This is a genomic window from Aromatoleum sp. (genome assembly GCF_032027225.1).
Classification (GTDB): domain Bacteria; phylum Pseudomonadota; class Gammaproteobacteria; order Burkholderiales; family Rhodocyclaceae; genus Aromatoleum.
On the sequence record NZ_JAVSMM010000007.1, the window covers coordinates 79,391 to 94,635 of the forward strand.

The 15,245-nt window shown below is 66.7% G+C and carries 17 protein-coding genes; 13 read left to right on the forward strand and 4 right to left on the reverse strand.

What is annotated here, in order from left to right:
* Window positions 1-256: 256 nt before the first annotated feature.
* Window positions 257-2,080, reverse strand: coding sequence for a DNA helicase RecQ (recQ, locus tag ROZ37_RS09925; protein WP_312659173.1), 1,824 nt, complete (start codon window positions 2,078-2,080; stop codon window positions 257-259).
* A gap of 193 nt (window positions 2,081-2,273) precedes the next feature.
* On the opposite strand from recQ, the gene ROZ37_RS09930 reads away from it, so the two are divergent.
* Complete coding sequence (locus ROZ37_RS09930) at window positions 2,274-2,537, forward strand: hypothetical protein (RefSeq protein WP_312659174.1); 264 nt, start codon at window positions 2,274-2,276, stop codon at window positions 2,535-2,537.
* A gap of 10 nt (window positions 2,538-2,547) precedes the next feature.
* Here the strand turns inward: ROZ37_RS09930 and rfaE2 are convergent, their stop codons facing one another.
* Window positions 2,548-3,036 (reverse strand): D-glycero-beta-D-manno-heptose 1-phosphate adenylyltransferase, encoded by a 489-nt coding sequence (gene rfaE2 / locus ROZ37_RS09935; protein ID WP_312659175.1) that lies wholly within the window; start codon window positions 3,034-3,036, stop codon window positions 2,548-2,550.
* A gap of 563 nt (window positions 3,037-3,599) precedes the next feature.
* Between rfaE2 and coxB the strand changes: the two genes are divergently transcribed.
* The 6 genes from coxB to ROZ37_RS09965 all read left to right on the forward strand — a co-directional run bounded on the left by coxB (window position 3,600) and on the right by ROZ37_RS09965 (window position 8,101).
* Window positions 3,600-4,511: a cytochrome c oxidase subunit II gene (gene coxB, locus ROZ37_RS09940; RefSeq protein ID WP_312659176.1), complete on the forward strand. Its 912-nt coding sequence runs from the start codon at window positions 3,600-3,602 to the stop codon at window positions 4,509-4,511.
* Window positions 4,512-4,614: 103 nt separating this feature from the next.
* Complete coding sequence (ctaD, locus tag ROZ37_RS09945) at window positions 4,615-6,192, forward strand: cytochrome c oxidase subunit I (protein WP_312659177.1); 1,578 nt, start codon at window positions 4,615-4,617, stop codon at window positions 6,190-6,192.
* An 11-nt stretch (window positions 6,193-6,203) separates the two neighbouring features.
* Entirely contained in the window at window positions 6,204-6,308 is a 105-nt protein-coding gene (locus ROZ37_RS09950) for a cytochrome oxidase small assembly protein (protein WP_312659178.1), read from the forward strand.
* Window positions 6,308-6,865, forward strand: a complete 558-nt coding sequence (locus tag ROZ37_RS09955; RefSeq protein ID WP_312659179.1) for a cytochrome c oxidase assembly protein — start codon at window positions 6,308-6,310, stop codon at window positions 6,863-6,865. Before ROZ37_RS09950 ends, ROZ37_RS09955 begins: the two co-directional genes overlap by 1 nt.
* Window positions 6,862-7,086, forward strand: a complete 225-nt coding sequence (locus ROZ37_RS09960; RefSeq protein ID WP_312659180.1) for a DUF2970 domain-containing protein — start codon at window positions 6,862-6,864, stop codon at window positions 7,084-7,086. Before ROZ37_RS09955 ends, ROZ37_RS09960 begins: the two co-directional genes overlap by 4 nt.
* Window positions 7,087-7,249: 163 nt before the next feature.
* On the forward strand, window positions 7,250-8,101 hold the full coding sequence (locus ROZ37_RS09965; RefSeq protein ID WP_312659181.1) for a cytochrome c oxidase subunit 3: 852 nt from the start codon (window positions 7,250-7,252) through the stop codon (window positions 8,099-8,101).
* Here the strand turns inward: ROZ37_RS09965 and ROZ37_RS09970 are convergent, their stop codons facing one another.
* A complete protein-coding gene (locus ROZ37_RS09970; protein WP_312659182.1) occupies window positions 8,102-8,296 on the reverse strand; it encodes a twin transmembrane helix small protein in 195 nt (64 codons plus the stop codon).
* 72 nt (window positions 8,297-8,368) lie between these two features.
* On the opposite strand from ROZ37_RS09970, the gene ROZ37_RS09975 reads away from it, so the two are divergent.
* Genes ROZ37_RS09975 through ROZ37_RS09995 form a run of 5 tightly spaced genes read left to right on the forward strand, consistent with a single transcriptional unit; the run spans window position 8,369 to window position 12,156 of the window.
* Window positions 8,369-9,061, forward strand: a complete 693-nt coding sequence (locus tag ROZ37_RS09975; RefSeq protein ID WP_312659183.1) for an SURF1 family protein — start codon at window positions 8,369-8,371, stop codon at window positions 9,059-9,061.
* The gene (locus ROZ37_RS09980; RefSeq protein WP_312659184.1) at window positions 9,058-9,633 is read left to right on the forward strand and encodes a hypothetical protein; all 576 of its coding nucleotides are present in this window, start codon (window positions 9,058-9,060) and stop codon (window positions 9,631-9,633) included. The genes ROZ37_RS09975 and ROZ37_RS09980 overlap by 4 nt, the downstream gene beginning before the upstream one ends.
* Window positions 9,630-10,676, forward strand: a complete 1,047-nt coding sequence (locus ROZ37_RS09985) for a COX15/CtaA family protein (protein WP_312659185.1) — start codon at window positions 9,630-9,632, stop codon at window positions 10,674-10,676. Before ROZ37_RS09980 ends, ROZ37_RS09985 begins: the two co-directional genes overlap by 4 nt.
* Window positions 10,651-11,556 carry a heme o synthase gene (cyoE, locus tag ROZ37_RS09990; protein WP_312659186.1) on the forward strand — a complete coding sequence of 302 codons (906 nt, stop codon included), beginning with the start codon at window positions 10,651-10,653 and terminating at the stop codon, window positions 11,554-11,556. Before ROZ37_RS09985 ends, cyoE begins: the two co-directional genes overlap by 26 nt.
* 18 nt (window positions 11,557-11,574) lie before the next feature.
* Entirely contained in the window at window positions 11,575-12,156 is a 582-nt protein-coding gene (locus ROZ37_RS09995) for an SCO family protein (protein WP_312659187.1), read from the forward strand.
* A gap of 267 nt (window positions 12,157-12,423) precedes the next feature.
* Here ROZ37_RS09995 and rpoH read toward each other — a convergent pair whose 3' ends face one another.
* Window positions 12,424-13,275 carry an RNA polymerase sigma factor RpoH gene (gene rpoH, locus ROZ37_RS10000; RefSeq protein WP_312659188.1) on the reverse strand — a complete coding sequence of 284 codons (852 nt, stop codon included), beginning with the start codon at window positions 13,273-13,275 and terminating at the stop codon, window positions 12,424-12,426.
* A gap of 461 nt (window positions 13,276-13,736) precedes the next feature.
* Here rpoH and ROZ37_RS10005 point away from each other — a divergent pair, with 461 nt between their 5' ends.
* Window positions 13,737-14,903 carry a porin gene (locus ROZ37_RS10005; protein ID WP_312659189.1) on the forward strand — a complete coding sequence of 389 codons (1,167 nt, stop codon included), beginning with the start codon at window positions 13,737-13,739 and terminating at the stop codon, window positions 14,901-14,903.
* Window positions 14,904-15,245 lie beyond the last annotated feature (342 nt).

Here is a 15,245-nt window from a genome sequence, read left to right on the forward strand (position 1 = left end):
TCACTCCGCGGACGTATCTACCCGAACAACTCTGGCGGGGACGCGAGTATGGCGTCCGACAAGACCCGACGACTGTTGTGGACTTCCGAGTTGTGGACATCCGAATTGTGGAAATCCGCAGGGCGGGGACGAGCGAACGCCGTGCCGGGAACGTACCCGGAACGGGTGAGACGCGACCGGAGACGGGCGCTCCGGGCGGAGGCGGAAAGGTTGGCGCGCGGCAGGTTTCGCGCGAATTGCGGGGCGAGCCCGCTGGCTAGACTTCGCGCGCGATCTCTTCGAGGATCGCGGTCCCGTAGGCGTCGAGCTTGCGGTCGCCGATGCCCGAAATGCCAGCGAGTTCGACGATGCTCGCGGGGCGTGCGATCGCGATCTCGCGCAGCGTCGCGTCGTGGAAGATCACGTACGCGGGGACGTTACGCTCACGCGCAGTGGCGGCGCGCCAGGCGCGCAGACGGTCGAAGAGCGTCAGCGGCACACCATCCGGGATCTCCAGCCGCGTGCTGCGGCTGCGCCGGGTGCGCGACTTTTCCGGCGGAATCCGCAGCGCGAACTCCGCTTCGCCGCGCAGCAGCGGGCGCGCGAGGTCGGTCAGCGTCAGCGCATTGTGGCGATCGTGATCGACGGCGAGCAGGCCGTGCGCGACGAGCTGGCGGAACAGCGTGCGCCAGGTTTTTTCGTCGAGGTCGGTGCCGATGCCGAAAGTGCTGACCTTTTCGTGCTCCCAGTCGCGCACCTTGTCGGTCAGCTCGCCGCGCAGCACGTCGATCACGTGCCCCGCGCCGAAGCGCTGGCCGGTGCGGAAGACGCCCGACAGCGCACGCCGCGCGGCGTCGGTCGCATCCCAGGTGCGCGGCGGCTCGAGGCAGTTGTCGCAGTTGCCGCAGGCTTCGCTCGCCTCGCCGAAATGCGCGAGGAGATGCCGGCGGCGGCAGCCGGTCGTCTCGACGAGGCCGACCAGCGCGTCGAGCCGGGCGCGGGCGCGGCGCTTGAAGTCCTCGGCCCCTTCGGACTCGTCGATCATCCGCCGCTGCTGCACGATGTCCTGTGCGCCCCACGCCATCCACGCCTGCGCCGCGAGACCGTCGCGGCCGGCGCGGCCGGTCTCCTGGTAATAACCCTCGATCGAGCGCGGCAGGTCGAGGTGCGCGACGAAGCGCACGTCCGGCTTGTCGATGCCCATGCCGAACGCAATCGTCGCGCACATCACGATGCCGTCCTCGCGCAGGAAGCGGTTCTGGTGCGCCGCGCGCACTTCCTGCGGCATGCCCGCGTGATACGGCAGCGAGCGGATGCCCTGTTCCTCGAGCCACGCAGCGGTCTCTTCGACCTTGCGCCGCGACAGGCAATACACGATGCCGGCCTCGCCGGCGTGGTCGTCGCGGATGAAAGAGAGGAGCTGGTTGCGCGGGTTGTCCTTGTCGACCATCCGGTAGCGGATGTTCGGGCGATCGAAGCTCGAGACGAAGCGGCGCGCGTCGACGAGGCCCAGCCGTTCGGCGATCTCTTCGCGCGTTTCCGGGTCCGCGGTCGCAGTGAGTGCGATCCGCGGCACACCGGGGAAACGCTCCGGCAGCACCGACAGTTGCAGGTACTCGGGCCGGAAGTCGTGGCCCCATTGCGACACGCAATGCGCCTCGTCGATGGCGAACAGCGCGAGGCGGCGGTCGCGGTGCAGGCGTTCGAGCGTCGCGAGCAGCCGCCCGGTCAGCAGGCGTTCCGGCGCGACGTACAGCAGGTCGAGCCGCCCGCCGACCAGGTCGCGCTCGACCGTGATGGATTCGTCATTGGTCAGGCTCGAGTTCAGATAGGCTGCCGCTACACCCGCTTCCTGCAGGGCGCTCACCTGGTCCTGCATCAGCGCGATCAGCGGCGACACGACGACCGCGGTGCCCGGGCGCAGCAGCGCGGGGATCTGGTAGCACAGCGACTTGCCGCCGCCGGTGGGCATCAGCACCAGCGCGTCGCCGCCAGCCGCGACGTGTTCGACGATTGCGTGTTGCTCTCCGCGGAACGCGGTGTAGCCGAAAACGTGCTCGAGCAGGTGAAGCGCGGACGGGGGGCGGGGGTCGGTGCTCATCGGCGCCATTCTACCGGCGATCGTCCGCCGCGGAGGCGGGAAGGGCGGCGACGCGCCGAGCGGCACTGCCCGCTGCGGCGGCGCGAACACGAAAACTGCCGGGTGATTATTTGCGCCCGTGTCGCGGGGATGAGATCGCAGCCGACGCAAGGGCGCCAGGCACAGCGATCAGAACAGGTTCCAGGACCGACGAATGCGGAAAACCGACGTTTCGGCGCTGTACGCTGCCTTTCCCCACCTCGAGAAACTCGAAAAACTGTGGGGCAGCAGGGACGGTCGCGATTTCATCAACGCGCTGTTCAACGACACCCGGGGCGGCACGCGAAAAGGCTTTCCGGCCGAGCACGCGGTGACCATCCTGCGGCTGCTGCTCGAGCACGACACGCTCTTCCCGCAGTTCGATGATTCGATGGCCCCGCTCTGGCAGGACCCGGAGCGACAGCGCCGGCCGGGCTGACGGCGAAAACTCAGCCGCCGCGGATGCGACCCAGCAGCGCGGTCGTCGAGCGTTCGTGGTCGAACGGGATCGAGTGCACCGCGCCGCCCCAGCTGCGTACTTCCGCCGCGCCGACGATCCGGTCGACCGCCCAGTCCCCGCCCTTGACCAACACTTCGGGCCGCGCGTCGACGATGCGCGCGAGCGGAGTGTCCTCGTCGAACCAGGTCACGAGATCCACGCATTCGAGAGCCGCCATCACCGCGAGGCGGTCTTCAAGTGGATTGACCGGCCGGTCCTCCCCTTTGCCGAGCCGCCGCACCGACGCGTCGGTGTTCAGTGCGACGACCATCGCCGCGCCGAGCGCCCGGGCCTGCGCGAGATAGGTGACGTGCCCGCGGTGCAGGATGTCGAAGCAGCCGTTCGTGAACACCAGCGGCCTAGCCAGCGTCGCCGCGCGCGCGGGCAAGTCGTCGGGCGGGCAGATTTTCGATTCGAAAGCGGGGCGGGGATAGCGCATGGCGTCGGGATCTCGGAGCGGGCGCCAATTCTAGCTCGCCCGGGGACGGCGGTCGCGGGCTGCGGAAAGTTGGCGTCGCGGTGACGAGCGGACGCGCCTGTGCAGCGCCGGGACCCAGCGTCGCCGTTTCGCAGGAACGAGCCTACCGGATTGTGCGTGCGGACCCTACCGCAGGGGCCGGAGGACATCTCTTTGTCGTATGCATGGTGCGCTGCACCAACGGCCTATCCGGGAAAACCCGAACCGGAAAGCGACGCTCTTCGCGTCGCTCGCGGCGATAGCACATATTGCGACGCAATATCTTGATCCGGCGCAAAAACCCGTTATTGCGGGTGCGGATTTCGCTATGGCATGATCGGTTCGAACAGGCGGTTTGCCCGTCGCATTTCCCGCTCCGGATAAGCCTCCCGCGCGTCGTGTCGCACGGGGACGCACGGGGAGATCGCAAAAGGGCGGCGCGGACCACTCCTGTTTCCATCGGGCTCTCCGAAAAAGGGGCCGCGCTTGCCGCGACGGCCGCAATTTTCGCGGATGCCGCCACCGCAATCGATGGGGGTTGGGACATGAGTTTTGCCGGTCGCACCGCAGCTCCAGTCACACTGCTCGTCGCCGCTCGCTCCGCGTTCGCGCAGGGCGATTCGATGGCGAAGAGCAAGTTCAACCTCCCGCCTCCGGTGTCCGAGATCGGCGTGCAGATCTACGACATGCACACGATGATGCTGATCATCTGTCTGGTGATCTTCGTCGGTGTGTTCGGCGTGATGTTCTGGTCGGTCTTCAGCCACCGCAAGTCCCGTGGCGCGGTCGCGGCGAATTTCCACGAGAACACGACGGTCGAGATCGCCTGGACCATCATCCCGGTGTTCATCCTCCTCGGCATGGCATGGCCGGCGACGAAGACCGTGCTGGCGATGAAGGACACGTCGAACCCCGACATCACGATCAAGGCCACCGGTTACCAGTGGAAGTGGGGCTACGACTATCTGCAGGGCGAAGGCCAGGGCATCCGCTTCGTGTCGAACCTGTCGACGCCGCGCGAGCAGATCGAGGGCAAAGCGGCGAAGGGCCCGAACTACCTGCACGAAGTCGACAACCCGCTCGTCGTGCCGGTCGGCAAACGCATCCGGGTGCTGACGACGGCCAACGACGTGATTCATTCGTGGTGGGTGCCGGCGTTCGGCGTCAAGCAGGACGCGATCCCCGGCTTCATCCGCGACGCATGGTTCCGCGCCGACACCGAAGGGATCTATCGCGGCAACTGCGCGGAGCTCTGTGGGCGCGACCACGGCTTCATGCCGATCGAGGTGCACGTCGTGTCGCAGCAAGCCTACACCGAATGGGTCGCGAATCAGCTTGCCGCGTCCGGCGAGAACCATCCCAACCCGCCGATCGTCACGCCGACGACTCGCGCGAGCGCCGCCCGAGAGGGCGCACCGCAACCGGCGGCGGCGGGCGGCAGCAAGGCGACCGAGTGAATGCATCGCGCCCGCAGGTGAACGGCGGCACGACCGACGCCGCGGGCGGCCGACAGCAGGCGGGCCGGGTGTCGCACCGGCAAGGGAACGTCAAGGAGGCAGCATGGCCGCGGTAACCCCCGATCAGTTGCACGACCACCACCACGGGCCGACCGGCCTGATGCGCTGGATCACGACGACGAACCACAAGGACATCGGCACGATGTACCTGATCTTCTCGTTCGTGATGTTCCTGTCCGGTGGCGTGCTCGCGCTGACGATCCGCGCGGAGCTGTTCCAGCCGGGGCTGCAGATCGTGCAGCCGGAGTTCTTCAATCAGCTCACGACGATGCACGGGCTGGTGATGATCTTCGGCGCGATCATGCCGGCCTTCGTCGGCTTCGCGAACTGGCAGATCCCGCTGATGATCGGCGCCTCCGACATGGCGTTCGCGCGCATGAACAACTGGAGCTTCTGGCTGCTGCCGCCGGCGGCGATCCTGCTGATCGGCTCGTTCTTCGTGCCCGGCGGCGCGACGGCCGCTGGCTGGACGATGTACGCGCCGCTGTCGGTGCAGATGGGCATCGGCCAGGACATGGCGATCTTCGCGGTGCACATCATGGGGATCAGCTCGATCATGGGCGCGATCAACATCATCGTCACGGTGCTGAACATGCGCGCGCCGGGCATGACGCTGATGCGCATGCCGCTCTTCTGCTGGTCGTGGCTGATTACCGCCTACCTGCTGATCGCGGTGATGCCGGTGCTCGCGGGCGCGGTGACGATGGTCCTGGCCGATCGCCACTTCGGCACGAGCTTCTTCAACGCGGCCGGCGGCGGCGACCCGGTGATGTACCAGCACATCTTCTGGTTCTTCGGCCATCCGGAGGTCTACATCATGATCCTCCCGGCCTTCGGCATCGTCAGCCAGATCATCCCGACCTTCGCGCGCAAGCCGCTGTTCGGCTACGCGTCGATGGTCTATGCGATCGCGGCGATCGCGATCCTGTCCTTCTCGGTATGGGCGCACCACATGTTCACGACCGGGATGCCGGCAGCGGGTCAGCTCTTCTTCATGTACGCGACGATGCTGATCGCGGTGCCGACCGGCGTGAAGGTCTTCAACTGGACCGCGACGATGTGGCGCGGCTCGATGTCCTTCGAGCCGCCGATGCTGTGGGCGGTCGGCTTCATCCTCGTGTTCACGATTGGCGGCTTCACCGGCCTGATCCTCGCGGTCGCGCCGATCGACATCCAGGTGCAGGACACCTACTACGTCGTCGCGCACTTCCATTACGTGCTCGTCGCCGGCAGCCTCTTCGCGCTGTTCGGCGGCGCGTACTACTGGCTGCCGAAATGGACCGGTTACATGCCCGACGAGCGGCTCGGCAAGATCCATTTCTGGTGCTCGATGATCTTCTTCAACATCGCGTTCTTCCCGATGCACTTCCTCGGGCTCGCCGGAATGCCGCGCCGCATTCCCGACTACTCGCTGCAGTTCGCGGACTTCAACATGATGGCGACAATCGGCGCGTTCGGCTTCGGGCTGTCGCAGCTGATCTTCATCGTCGTCGCGGTCAAATGCGTGCGCGGCGGCGTGCGCGCGTCGGCGCGAGCGTGGGAGGGCGCCGACGGGCTCGAGTGGACGGTGCCGTCGCCGGCGCCGCACCACACGTTCGAAGAGGCGCCGGTCCTGCGTTGAGGCCGGTCGAGATGGACTCCAGGCGCTCGAGGAACCTTCGCACCGGCTTGCTGCTCGCGGCCGTCGCGCTCGCGTTCTTCGTCGGCGTCATCCTCAAATACAAGGTGTTCGCGTAATGAACGGCGCCGCGTCCGAAAACCGTCGAATGCTCGTGCGACTCGCGGTCGCGGCGGTCGTGATGTTCGGCTTCGGTTTCCTGCTCGTGCCGTTCTACGAAAAGATCTGTGAAGTGACCGGCCTCAACAACCTGCTCCGTGCCGACAGCGTCACGAACACGCAGGTCGACGCGACGCGCACCATCACCGTGCAGTTCGACGCCAACGTCCACGATCTGCCGTGGCAGTTCCGTCCGCTGCAGACGTCGGTGCAGGTGCATCCGGGCGAACTCGTGACGGTCGCCTACGAGGTGTCGAACGGTCGCAGCGAGCCGGTCACCGGTCAGGCGGTACCGAGCTATGGGCCGCAGGTCGCCGGGAAATTCTTCCGCAAGATGGAGTGCTTCTGCTTCTCGCAGCAGACGCTCGCGCCGGGGGAGAAGCGGCTGATGCCGGTCGCCTTCGTCGTCGATCCGGGTCTGCCCGCGGATGTCGGCACGATCACGCTTTCCTACACCTTCTTCGAGATCGCGGGGCGGCGGATGGTCAGCGACGGAGGCAAGGGGACGCCGTCTTGAGCGACGCGGATCGCGGCGGCAACACGCCGCCGCAGCGGGCGGGATTCTGGGCGACGCTGAAGGCGGTGCTGTGGGCGTTCGCCGGCATTCGGCGCCGGGACGACTACCACCTCGATGCGAGCTCGCTCGACCCGAAGGCGGTGATCTTCGCCGGCCTGCTCGCCGGCCTGGTGTTCGTGCTGACGCTGGTGGCGGTGGTGAAGTTCGTCGTCGGCGCGTAGCGGGGCGAGGCGTAGGGGGCGCGAAGCGCGGACGCGACGAGAAGCTCGTCCGTTCGTGAGGGCAGCGAAGGCAGGTTCGCCGCAAGGTGTTTTCGGTCGGGCCGAAATGGAAATGCGCGTCAGGCGCGGGACTGCGAAACGACGGCCAAACAGGGAGACAGTCATGACGCACGCGATGGAAAGATATTTCGTCCCCGAGCCGTCGAAGTATCCGATCTTCGGCTCGATCGCGCTGTTGCTGTTCGCGTCGGGCGCCGTGATGTGGCTCAACCGCATCGAGCCGGGGCAATGGGTGTTCTTCCTCGGCATCGCGGTGCTGGTCTACATGCTGTTCGGCTGGTTCGGGCAGGTCATCCGCGAATCCGAGAGCGGCAAGTACGGCGTGAAAGTCGACCGCTCGTTCCGCTGGTCGATGGGCTGGTTCATCTTCTCGGAAGTGATGTTCTTCGCCGCGTTCTTCGGCGCGCTGTTCTACTCGCGCGTGCTGACGGTCCCGTCCCTCGCGAGCGGGGCCAACGAGGCGCTGATCTGGCCCGGCTTCACGTCCGCGTGGCCCACCGACGGCCCGTACATCGCCGATCCTTTCACGCCGATGGGCGCGTGGGGCATTCCGGCGCTGAACACGCTGATCCTGCTGACCTCCGGCGGCACGCTGACCTGGGCGCACTACGGCCTGCTGAAGGGCAACCGCACGCAGTTGAAGCTCGGCCTGCTGCTGACGGTCCTGCTCGGCGCGACCTTCCTCGGCTTCCAGATCTACGAATACGTCCACGCCTACCGGGAGCTCAACCTGCGGCTCGATACCGGCATCTACGGCTCGACTTTCTTCCTGCTGACCGGCTTTCACGGACTGCACGTGACGATCGGCGCGATCATGCTGACGGTGACGCTAGGGCGCGTCCTCGCCGGCCATTTCCGCCCCGACCACCACTTCGCGTTCGAGGCGACCGCGTGGTACTGGCACTTCGTCGACGTCGTCTGGCTGATGCTCTTCGTCGTCGTGTATTGGCTGTAGTCAGAGGCGCTGCGTGATCAGCCCCGTCGCGAATCCCGCCATCAGCAGCACGAACAGCGCGATCGACAATCCGACGCGGATCGCCAGCGCGCGCGCCGTGCGCCGTCCTCTGCCGTGGTCGCGCAGCAGGAACAGCAGCGCCGACGCGAGGCTGCCGACGATGAGCACGAGGAAGACGATCACGACGATGCGCATGACGGGGCTCCGGCGGGCGGGTATTGGCGCTCATTTTCGCGCGGTTTCTTCAACTGCGGGGGAGGTGAAGCGATGAGTTTCACGCGGCTCCATCCGGTGCCGCTCGTTGCCGGCCTCGCGGTCCTGGTCGTGACCTTGCTGCTCGGCAACTGGCAAGTCCGTCGCGCGGCGGAAAAAGCCGATCTGCAGGCGCGCATCGAAGCCGGCGTCGCAGCCGACACCGTTCCCGCCTCCCGCGCGCGCGACGTTGCCGAGTGGCGGACGGTTGCGTTGCGCGGCGAATGGCAGGCGGCGCAGACGATCTACCTCGACAACCGTGTCCTGCGCGGTCGCGTCGGTTACCACGTGCTGACCCCGCTGCGGCTCGCCGATGGCGGCGACCTCGTGCTCGTGAATCGCGGCTGGATCGCCGGCACCCTCGACCGCCGCGAGTTGCCGCCGGTCGTATCGCCCACCGGCCCGGTCGAGCTCGCCGGGACCGTGCGGGTGCCCGAAGCGCATCCCTTCACCCTCGCGGCCGAGGCCGGGCGCGGGCAGGTCTGGCAATACCTCGACCTCGCGCGCTATCGCGAATCGAGCGGGCTGCCGGTACGCGACTGGATCGTGCAGCAGACGTCCGACGCCGGTGACGGGCTCGTGCGCGACTGGCCGCGCCCCGACGCCGGCATCGACCGCCACCGGGGCTACGCGTTCCAGTGGTATTCGCTCGCCGGCCTGTCGTTCGTAATGACCGCAGCGTATGTGATAAGGAGGCTGGCAACGTGACACAACGCAAAGCGAAGCTCACCCTCGCTGCGCTCGCCCTCGTGTGCACGCTGCCCGTCGCGGCGTCGTATCTCGCGTACTACGTGTGGCAGCCGACCGGCAAGGTGAATTACGGCGAGCTCATCGGCCCGGCGCCGCTGCCCGACGCGCGGCTCGCCGGCGTCGGAGGGCAAGCCGCGGTCGAGCGCGCCGAGCTGAACGGGCGCTGGACGCTGGTCTACGTCGGTCCCGGCAATTGCGACGCGACTTGCGAGCACGCGCTGTACGCGTCGCGGCAATCGCGTCTGGCGCAGGGCGAAGACATGACGCGGGTCGGGCGGCTGTGGGTCGTCACCGACGACGCAGTTCCGTCGCCTCGCGTTCTTGCCGATCAGGAGGAGCTGCGTGTCGCACGGGCCGACCCTTCGTGGATCGCGGCGCTGCCCGCGGCGAAGGAGGGCGGCCGGCTGATCCTCGTCGATCCGTTCGGCAACGCGATGATGCGATTTCCGCCGCTGGCCGACATCAAGCTCGTGATCAAGGACCTGAAGCGTCTGCTGAAATACTCGCCGCTCGGCCGGAGCGAGTCATGAGCCTCTATCGACGGCTGATCCTCGTCGCGTTCGTGCTCACCGCGGTCGTGATCGTCTTCGGCGCCTACGTCCGCCTCGCCGACGCCGGTCTCGGCTGCCCCGACTGGCCCGGGTGCTACGGGCAAGTGAGCCCGCACCACGCGCAGGCCGACATTCTGCAGACGCACGCGGTCGACCCGCAGGGCCCGGTGAGCCTGCCGAAAGCGTGGAAGGAGATGATCCACCGCTACCTCGCCGCGAGTCTCGGGCTGCTGATCCTCATGATCGCCGCGCTCTCCTGGCGGCGGCGAGACCGGCAGGGCGTCGCGCCCGGCGTCGCGGCGCTGCTCGTCGGCGTCGTGATCTTCCAGGGGCTGCTCGGCAAATGGACGGTCACGCTGCTGCTGAAACCGGCGATCGTCACCGCGCATCTGCTCGGCGGACTGACGACACTGGCGCTGCTCGCTTGGCTGGGGCTGCGCGCGCACCGCGTCGCGAGACTGCCCATGCCGCCGGGCGTGCGGGCGGTCGCCCGGGTCGGCCTGGTGCTGCTCGTCGCCCAGATCGTGCTCGGCGGCTGGACGAGCACGAACTATGCGGCGCTCGCCTGCACCGATTTCCCGACCTGTCACGGCAGTTTCTCGCCCGAGACCGATTACGGAAACGCGTTTCACATCGTCCGCGAGCTCGGCATGACGGCCGATGGCGATTTTCTGCCGCTCCCGGCGCTGACCGCGATCCACTGGTCGCACCGGCTCGGCGCGGTCGTCGCCGCTGCGGCGCTGTGCCTCCTCGCGTGGCTGCTCGCGCGCCGGCAATCGACGCAGCCGCTCGGCCTCGCGCTGCTTGCCGCGATCACGCTCCAGGTTGCGCTCGGCATCGCGAACGTCGTCTTCGGCCTGCCGCTCGCGCTCGCGGTGGCGCACAACGCGGGCGCGGTGCTGCTCGTCGCGCTGCTCGTGTCGATCAACTACCGCGTCGGTCCGCTGCGGGCCGAAGCTGCCGTCGGACGGCGGAAAGTCGCCGGGAGGGGAAAGCATGAACACGAGAACTCTTACGCTTGACCGGCACGCCGCCGCCCGGCGGCTGCACGCGTTCTACGTGCTGACGAAGCCGCGCGTGAATACGCTGATCGTGTTCTGCGCGGTGATCGGCATGTTCCTCGCCGAGGGCAGCGGACTGCCATCGCCCGCGATCGTGCTCGCGGCGACGATCGGCATCGCCTGCGTCGCCGGCGCGGCCGCCGCGATGAATTGCCTGATCGAGGCCGGCCTCGATGCGCGCATGACCCGAACGCGTTGGCGTCCGCTGCCGACCGGCGAGCTGACCGCGCGGGAGACGCTGCTGTTCGCCGGGATGCTCGGCGGCGTCGGCCTGAGTGTGCTCTACACCTGGGTGAACCCGCTGACGATGTGGCTCACGCTCGCGACCTTCGTCGGCTACGCGATCGTCTATACGGTGCTGCTGAAGCCGCGCACGCCGCAGAACATCGTGATCGGGGGCGCTTCCGGCGCAATGCCGCCGGTGCTCGGCTGGGCGGCGGTCACCGGCGACGTCAGCGCCGACGCGCTGCTGCTGTTCCTGATCATCTTCGCGTGGACGCCGCCGCATTTCTGGTCGCTCGCGCTGTACCGCAGCGCCGACTACGCCCGCACCGGCCTGCCGATGCTGCCGCTCACGCACGGACCCGAATTCACCCGCCTCTCGGTGCTGCTCTACACCTGTATCCTGTTCGGCGTGACGCTGCTGCCGTACGCGACGCGGATGAGTGGCGGCGTGTATCTCGCCGCGGCGGTCGCGCTCGGCGGTGCGTTCCTGCGCTACGCATGGCGGCTCTACGTCGACTACAGCGACGCGCTCGCGCGCCGCACGTTCCGCTTCTCGATCCTGTATCTGTTCTTGCTCTTCGCGGCGCTGCTGGCGGATCATTACCTCCGGTTCTGATTACGCCCCGGATGCCCGATGTTCCGTACCCTTGTCGTTGCGGCAGCGCTCGCGCTCGCTGCCTGTTCCGGCCCGCCCGCGCCGACCTTCCACGCCACCGACATCACCGGCGCCGAATACGGTCGCACGCTCGCGCTGACCGACCATAACGGAAAGCCGCGCACGCTCGACGACTTCCGCGGCAAGGTCGTCACGGTTTTCTTCGGCTACACGCAATGCCCGGACGTCTGCCCGACGACCTTGACGACGATGAGCGAAGTGATGCGCCGCCTCGGCCCCGATGCCGATCGCGTTCAGGTCCTGTTCGTCACGGTCGATCCCGAGCGCGACACTCAGGCGCTGCTCGCGAACTACGTCCCGGCCTTCGATGCGCGCTTCCTCGGCCTGCGCGGCAGCGTCGACGAAACCGCCGCGGTCGCGAAGGACTTTCGTACCTTCTACCAGAAGAGCGGCGACACGAGCGGCCCGAACTACACCGTCGACCACGCCGCGGGTACCTACATCTTCGACCCGCAAGGCCGCGTGCGGCTGTATGTGAAACACGGCGAAACGGCGGAAAACATCACCGCCGACATTCGCGCGTTGCTCGCCGGGAGTTAGGAATCGCGCGACGACGCCCGAAAGCGCGCCGGCGCGAGCCTGCTTCGCACGTCGCGCTGCGCCGACCGACTCGATCAGGCAAGCACGAACCCTGGTTGGACCGAGCAAAGCGACGTCCGAAATTCGCGGCTTTCGGAGGCTCCCGCGTCGGGCGTCGCCTGCGGCTCACGCCGACTTGCGTCGAATCGGCCGCTCGGGCAGCGCCGAAGCGCGGGGGAGCCGGCCTGAGACGTGACGGATCGGCGCGAACGCCGCCGTCACGCCGGATCAAGCCGCGACCAGCAGTCCCCGCATCTTCTGCATCGCCTTCGCCTCGATCTGGCGGATGCGCTCGGCCGAGACGCCGTATTCGGCGGCGAGCTCGTGCAGCGTCGCGCTGTCGCCTTCGGTCAGCCAGCGCCGCTTGACGATGTTGCGCGCGCGATCGTCGAGGCTCGCGAGCGCGTCGTTGAGCCCCTCGTCCTGCAGCCGCGCGAGCTGCGCCTGTTCGAGGACTTCGGACGGCTCGGCGTGCGGGTCGGGCAGATAGGCGATCGGCGCGAAGCGCTCGTCATCGTCGTCGCTGCCGCCCTCGAGCTGGATGTCGCGGCCCGAAAGACGCGTTTCCATCTCGACGACTTCCTCGGGCTTGACGCCGAGCTGCAACGCGATCGCCTGGACTTCGTCGCGGTTGAGCGCGCCGGTGTCCTGCTTGAGCCCGCGCAGGTTGAAGAATAGCTTGCGCTGCGCCTTGGTCGTCGCGATCTTCACCAGACGCCAGTTCTTCAGGATGTATTCGTGGATCTCGGCCTTGATCCAGTGCATCGCGAACGACACCAGCCGCACGCCGCGCGTCGGGTCGAAGCGCTTGACGGCCTTCATCAGGCCGATGTTGCCTTCCTGGATGAGGTCGGCATGGGGCAGCCCGTAGCCGAGGTAGCCGCGCGCGATCGCGACGACCAGCCGCAGGTGCGACATGACGAGCTTGCGCGCTGCTTCCACGTCGCCCTCGTCGCGCAGACGCGTCGCCAGATCCACTTCCTCGTGCTCCGTGAGCAACGGGATGCGGTTCACCGCCTGGATGTACTGGTCGATGCTGCCAACGGCTGAAGGAAGCGGGAATGACAGGGCTTGACTCATGGATTCAGGTCCTCCTTTATTCGTGATCTTAGCACTCACGAAGTGAGAGTGCTAAAGGGGACGCGAGTTCCGTCCGCGAGAGCGCTCCGGCTCCGCATTTCCCGTCGGTCGCGAGCTTTCTCGCAACGATTCCCGGCTTTCGCCGGGCGCGGTTCGGTGCAAGCCGGCTGCGCATTCCGGAAACCGCAGGTCAACCGAATCGCCTGAAAATTCATTCGTTTGTAATGCATCGAAACAGGTTCGTACGCAAGGGCTTCGATGACGTCGACGTCGCCTCGCCATGCCAAACAGGCCCCCTGTTGCGCCTGCACAACACCTTTTGCTCAAACCGCCCCTTCAGGCCGTGTCGAACTTGCGTTGCCCGCGGCCGGCTTTGCACAATCACCGCAACTTCTCGCTTGAGAGGTAAGTCTGGCCGGGGTCAGTGCCACGGTCTCAGCTTCAAATTAGAGGAGAAACAAATGCAGAAGAAACTGATCGCCCTGGCCATCGCCGGCCTGGTCTCTGCTCCGGTTTTCGCGCAGTCGAACGTGACCGTCTATGGCGTTGTCGATGCCTATTTCGGCTATGGCAAGTATGACGACAACAAGTTTACCGGTGTGAGCAGCGGCGGCTTGGCTGGTTCCCGCATCGGCTTCCGTGGCACCGAAGACCTCGGCAACGGCCTGAAGGGCGTGTTTACGCTCGAGTACGGTATCGACATCGACCAGAACGAAGGCATCGGCAGCCGCGGCACCGCGAAGAACAGCGCGACGCGCGCCCGCCAGCAGTTCGTCGGTCTGCAGGGCGACTTCGGTTTCGTCGGTCTCGGCCGCCAGTACTCGCCGGGCTACTGGACCTCGGCAAAGTACGACGCCATCCCGACCGTTCCGTTCAGCCCGCAGTTCCTCCTGGCGAACACCCTTGGCTCGAATATTGTTGCCGGCAGCGCCGCTCGCGTCAGCAACTCGGTCAACTACAAGTCGCCGAACTGGGGTGGCCTGACCCTGAACGCGATCTATGGCTTCAACGAAGAGAACCAGGACAATAACCGCCGCTCGGGTGACCTCGCGGCGATCGGCGCCGATTATTCGAACGGCCCCCTCGGCATCGGCCTCGTCTACAGCCAAGTGAAGCAGGATGCGGGTACGATCGGTACCGAGAAGTTCCAGCCGGCTAACATTGGAAGCGGCGTCACCGTCACCGGCGTCGATCCCGTTAACGGGTTTGTCACTGGAACTCCGGTTGGGTTGACGACGGCCGACAAGACCAAGAAGGAATGGTACCTGGGCGCCGGTTACGATCTCGGCATGGTCAAGCTGGTCGCTTCCTATCAGCAGATCAAGGACGCAACCGTAGCGGAAGACAAGGACAAGGTCTGGCAGGTCGGCGCCGTCGTCCCGGTCAGCGCTGCCGGCAAGCTGCACGCATCCTATGGCCGCATCAGTGCCGACGCCAACAACCTCGATAGCTCCGCCGCGACGTTGCTCTACTCGCATGGCCTGTCGAAGCGCACGACCGTCTACACGGGCCTTAGCATGATCGACAACGACGACGCCGCCGCTATCACGTCGCAAGCGAAGACCACTGGTCAGAGCCTCGGCGAGAAGGATAAGAACTTCTTCGTCGGCCTGAACCACACGTTCTAATCGTCTCCTGACGGTTTGAACTCCAACGGGTGCTTCGGCACCCGTTTTTTTTGAGGGCCCTGCGGGGCCCTCCTGCCTGGAGGTGCCGGTCACCTGCTGCCGGGAAGGGAAAGGTTCGCCGAACGGCAAGCGCATTGCGGGTAATCGCGAATCCGGCGGAAGCCGAAGGCAAACCGCTGGCCCGACGAATACGACGCCGATGCGACGCGACATGGTGGGCAGGGGCGGCCCGCATCGTCGAAGTCCGACGCTTTCAGCAAACCCTCTGACGCATATCCGAAAGGGAGGCGAACACGTCGCCCCGAGGCGTGGGGGCATCGGACAGTTGCGGCAAGATGGTCC

What these genes read in the sequence shown, in the direction of transcription:
- ctaD (WP_312659177.1), top strand. Translation starts at nt 4,615, where the DNA reads ATGGCCGCGGTAACCCCCGATCAGTTGCACGACCACCACCACGGGCCG.
- ROZ37_RS09970 (WP_312659182.1), bottom strand. Translation starts at nt 8,296, where the DNA reads ATGCGCATCGTCGTGATCGTCTTCCTCGTGCTCATCGTCGGCAGCCTC.
- ROZ37_RS09955 (WP_312659179.1), top strand. Translation starts at nt 6,308, where the DNA reads ATGAACGGCGCCGCGTCCGAAAACCGTCGAATGCTCGTGCGACTCGCG.
- ROZ37_RS09950 (WP_312659178.1), top strand. Translation starts at nt 6,204, where the DNA reads ATGGACTCCAGGCGCTCGAGGAACCTTCGCACCGGCTTGCTGCTCGCG.
- ROZ37_RS09965 (WP_312659181.1), top strand. Translation starts at nt 7,250, where the DNA reads ATGACGCACGCGATGGAAAGATATTTCGTCCCCGAGCCGTCGAAGTAT.
- ROZ37_RS09985 (WP_312659185.1), top strand. Translation starts at nt 9,630, where the DNA reads ATGAGCCTCTATCGACGGCTGATCCTCGTCGCGTTCGTGCTCACCGCG.
- cyoE (WP_312659186.1), top strand. Translation starts at nt 10,651, where the DNA reads ATGAACACGAGAACTCTTACGCTTGACCGGCACGCCGCCGCCCGGCGG.
- ROZ37_RS10005 (WP_312659189.1), top strand. Translation starts at nt 13,737, where the DNA reads ATGCAGAAGAAACTGATCGCCCTGGCCATCGCCGGCCTGGTCTCTGCT.
- rpoH (WP_312659188.1), bottom strand. Translation starts at nt 13,275, where the DNA reads ATGAGTCAAGCCCTGTCATTCCCGCTTCCTTCAGCCGTTGGCAGCATC.
- recQ (WP_312659173.1), bottom strand. Translation starts at nt 2,080, where the DNA reads ATGAGCACCGACCCCCGCCCCCCGTCCGCGCTTCACCTGCTCGAGCAC.
- coxB (WP_312659176.1), top strand. Translation starts at nt 3,600, where the DNA reads ATGAGTTTTGCCGGTCGCACCGCAGCTCCAGTCACACTGCTCGTCGCC.
- ROZ37_RS09975 (WP_312659183.1), top strand. Translation starts at nt 8,369, where the DNA reads ATGAGTTTCACGCGGCTCCATCCGGTGCCGCTCGTTGCCGGCCTCGCG.
- ROZ37_RS09995 (WP_312659187.1), top strand. Translation starts at nt 11,575, where the DNA reads ATGTTCCGTACCCTTGTCGTTGCGGCAGCGCTCGCGCTCGCTGCCTGT.
- rfaE2 (WP_312659175.1), bottom strand. Translation starts at nt 3,036, where the DNA reads ATGCGCTATCCCCGCCCCGCTTTCGAATCGAAAATCTGCCCGCCCGAC.
- ROZ37_RS09930 (WP_312659174.1), top strand. Translation starts at nt 2,274, where the DNA reads ATGCGGAAAACCGACGTTTCGGCGCTGTACGCTGCCTTTCCCCACCTC.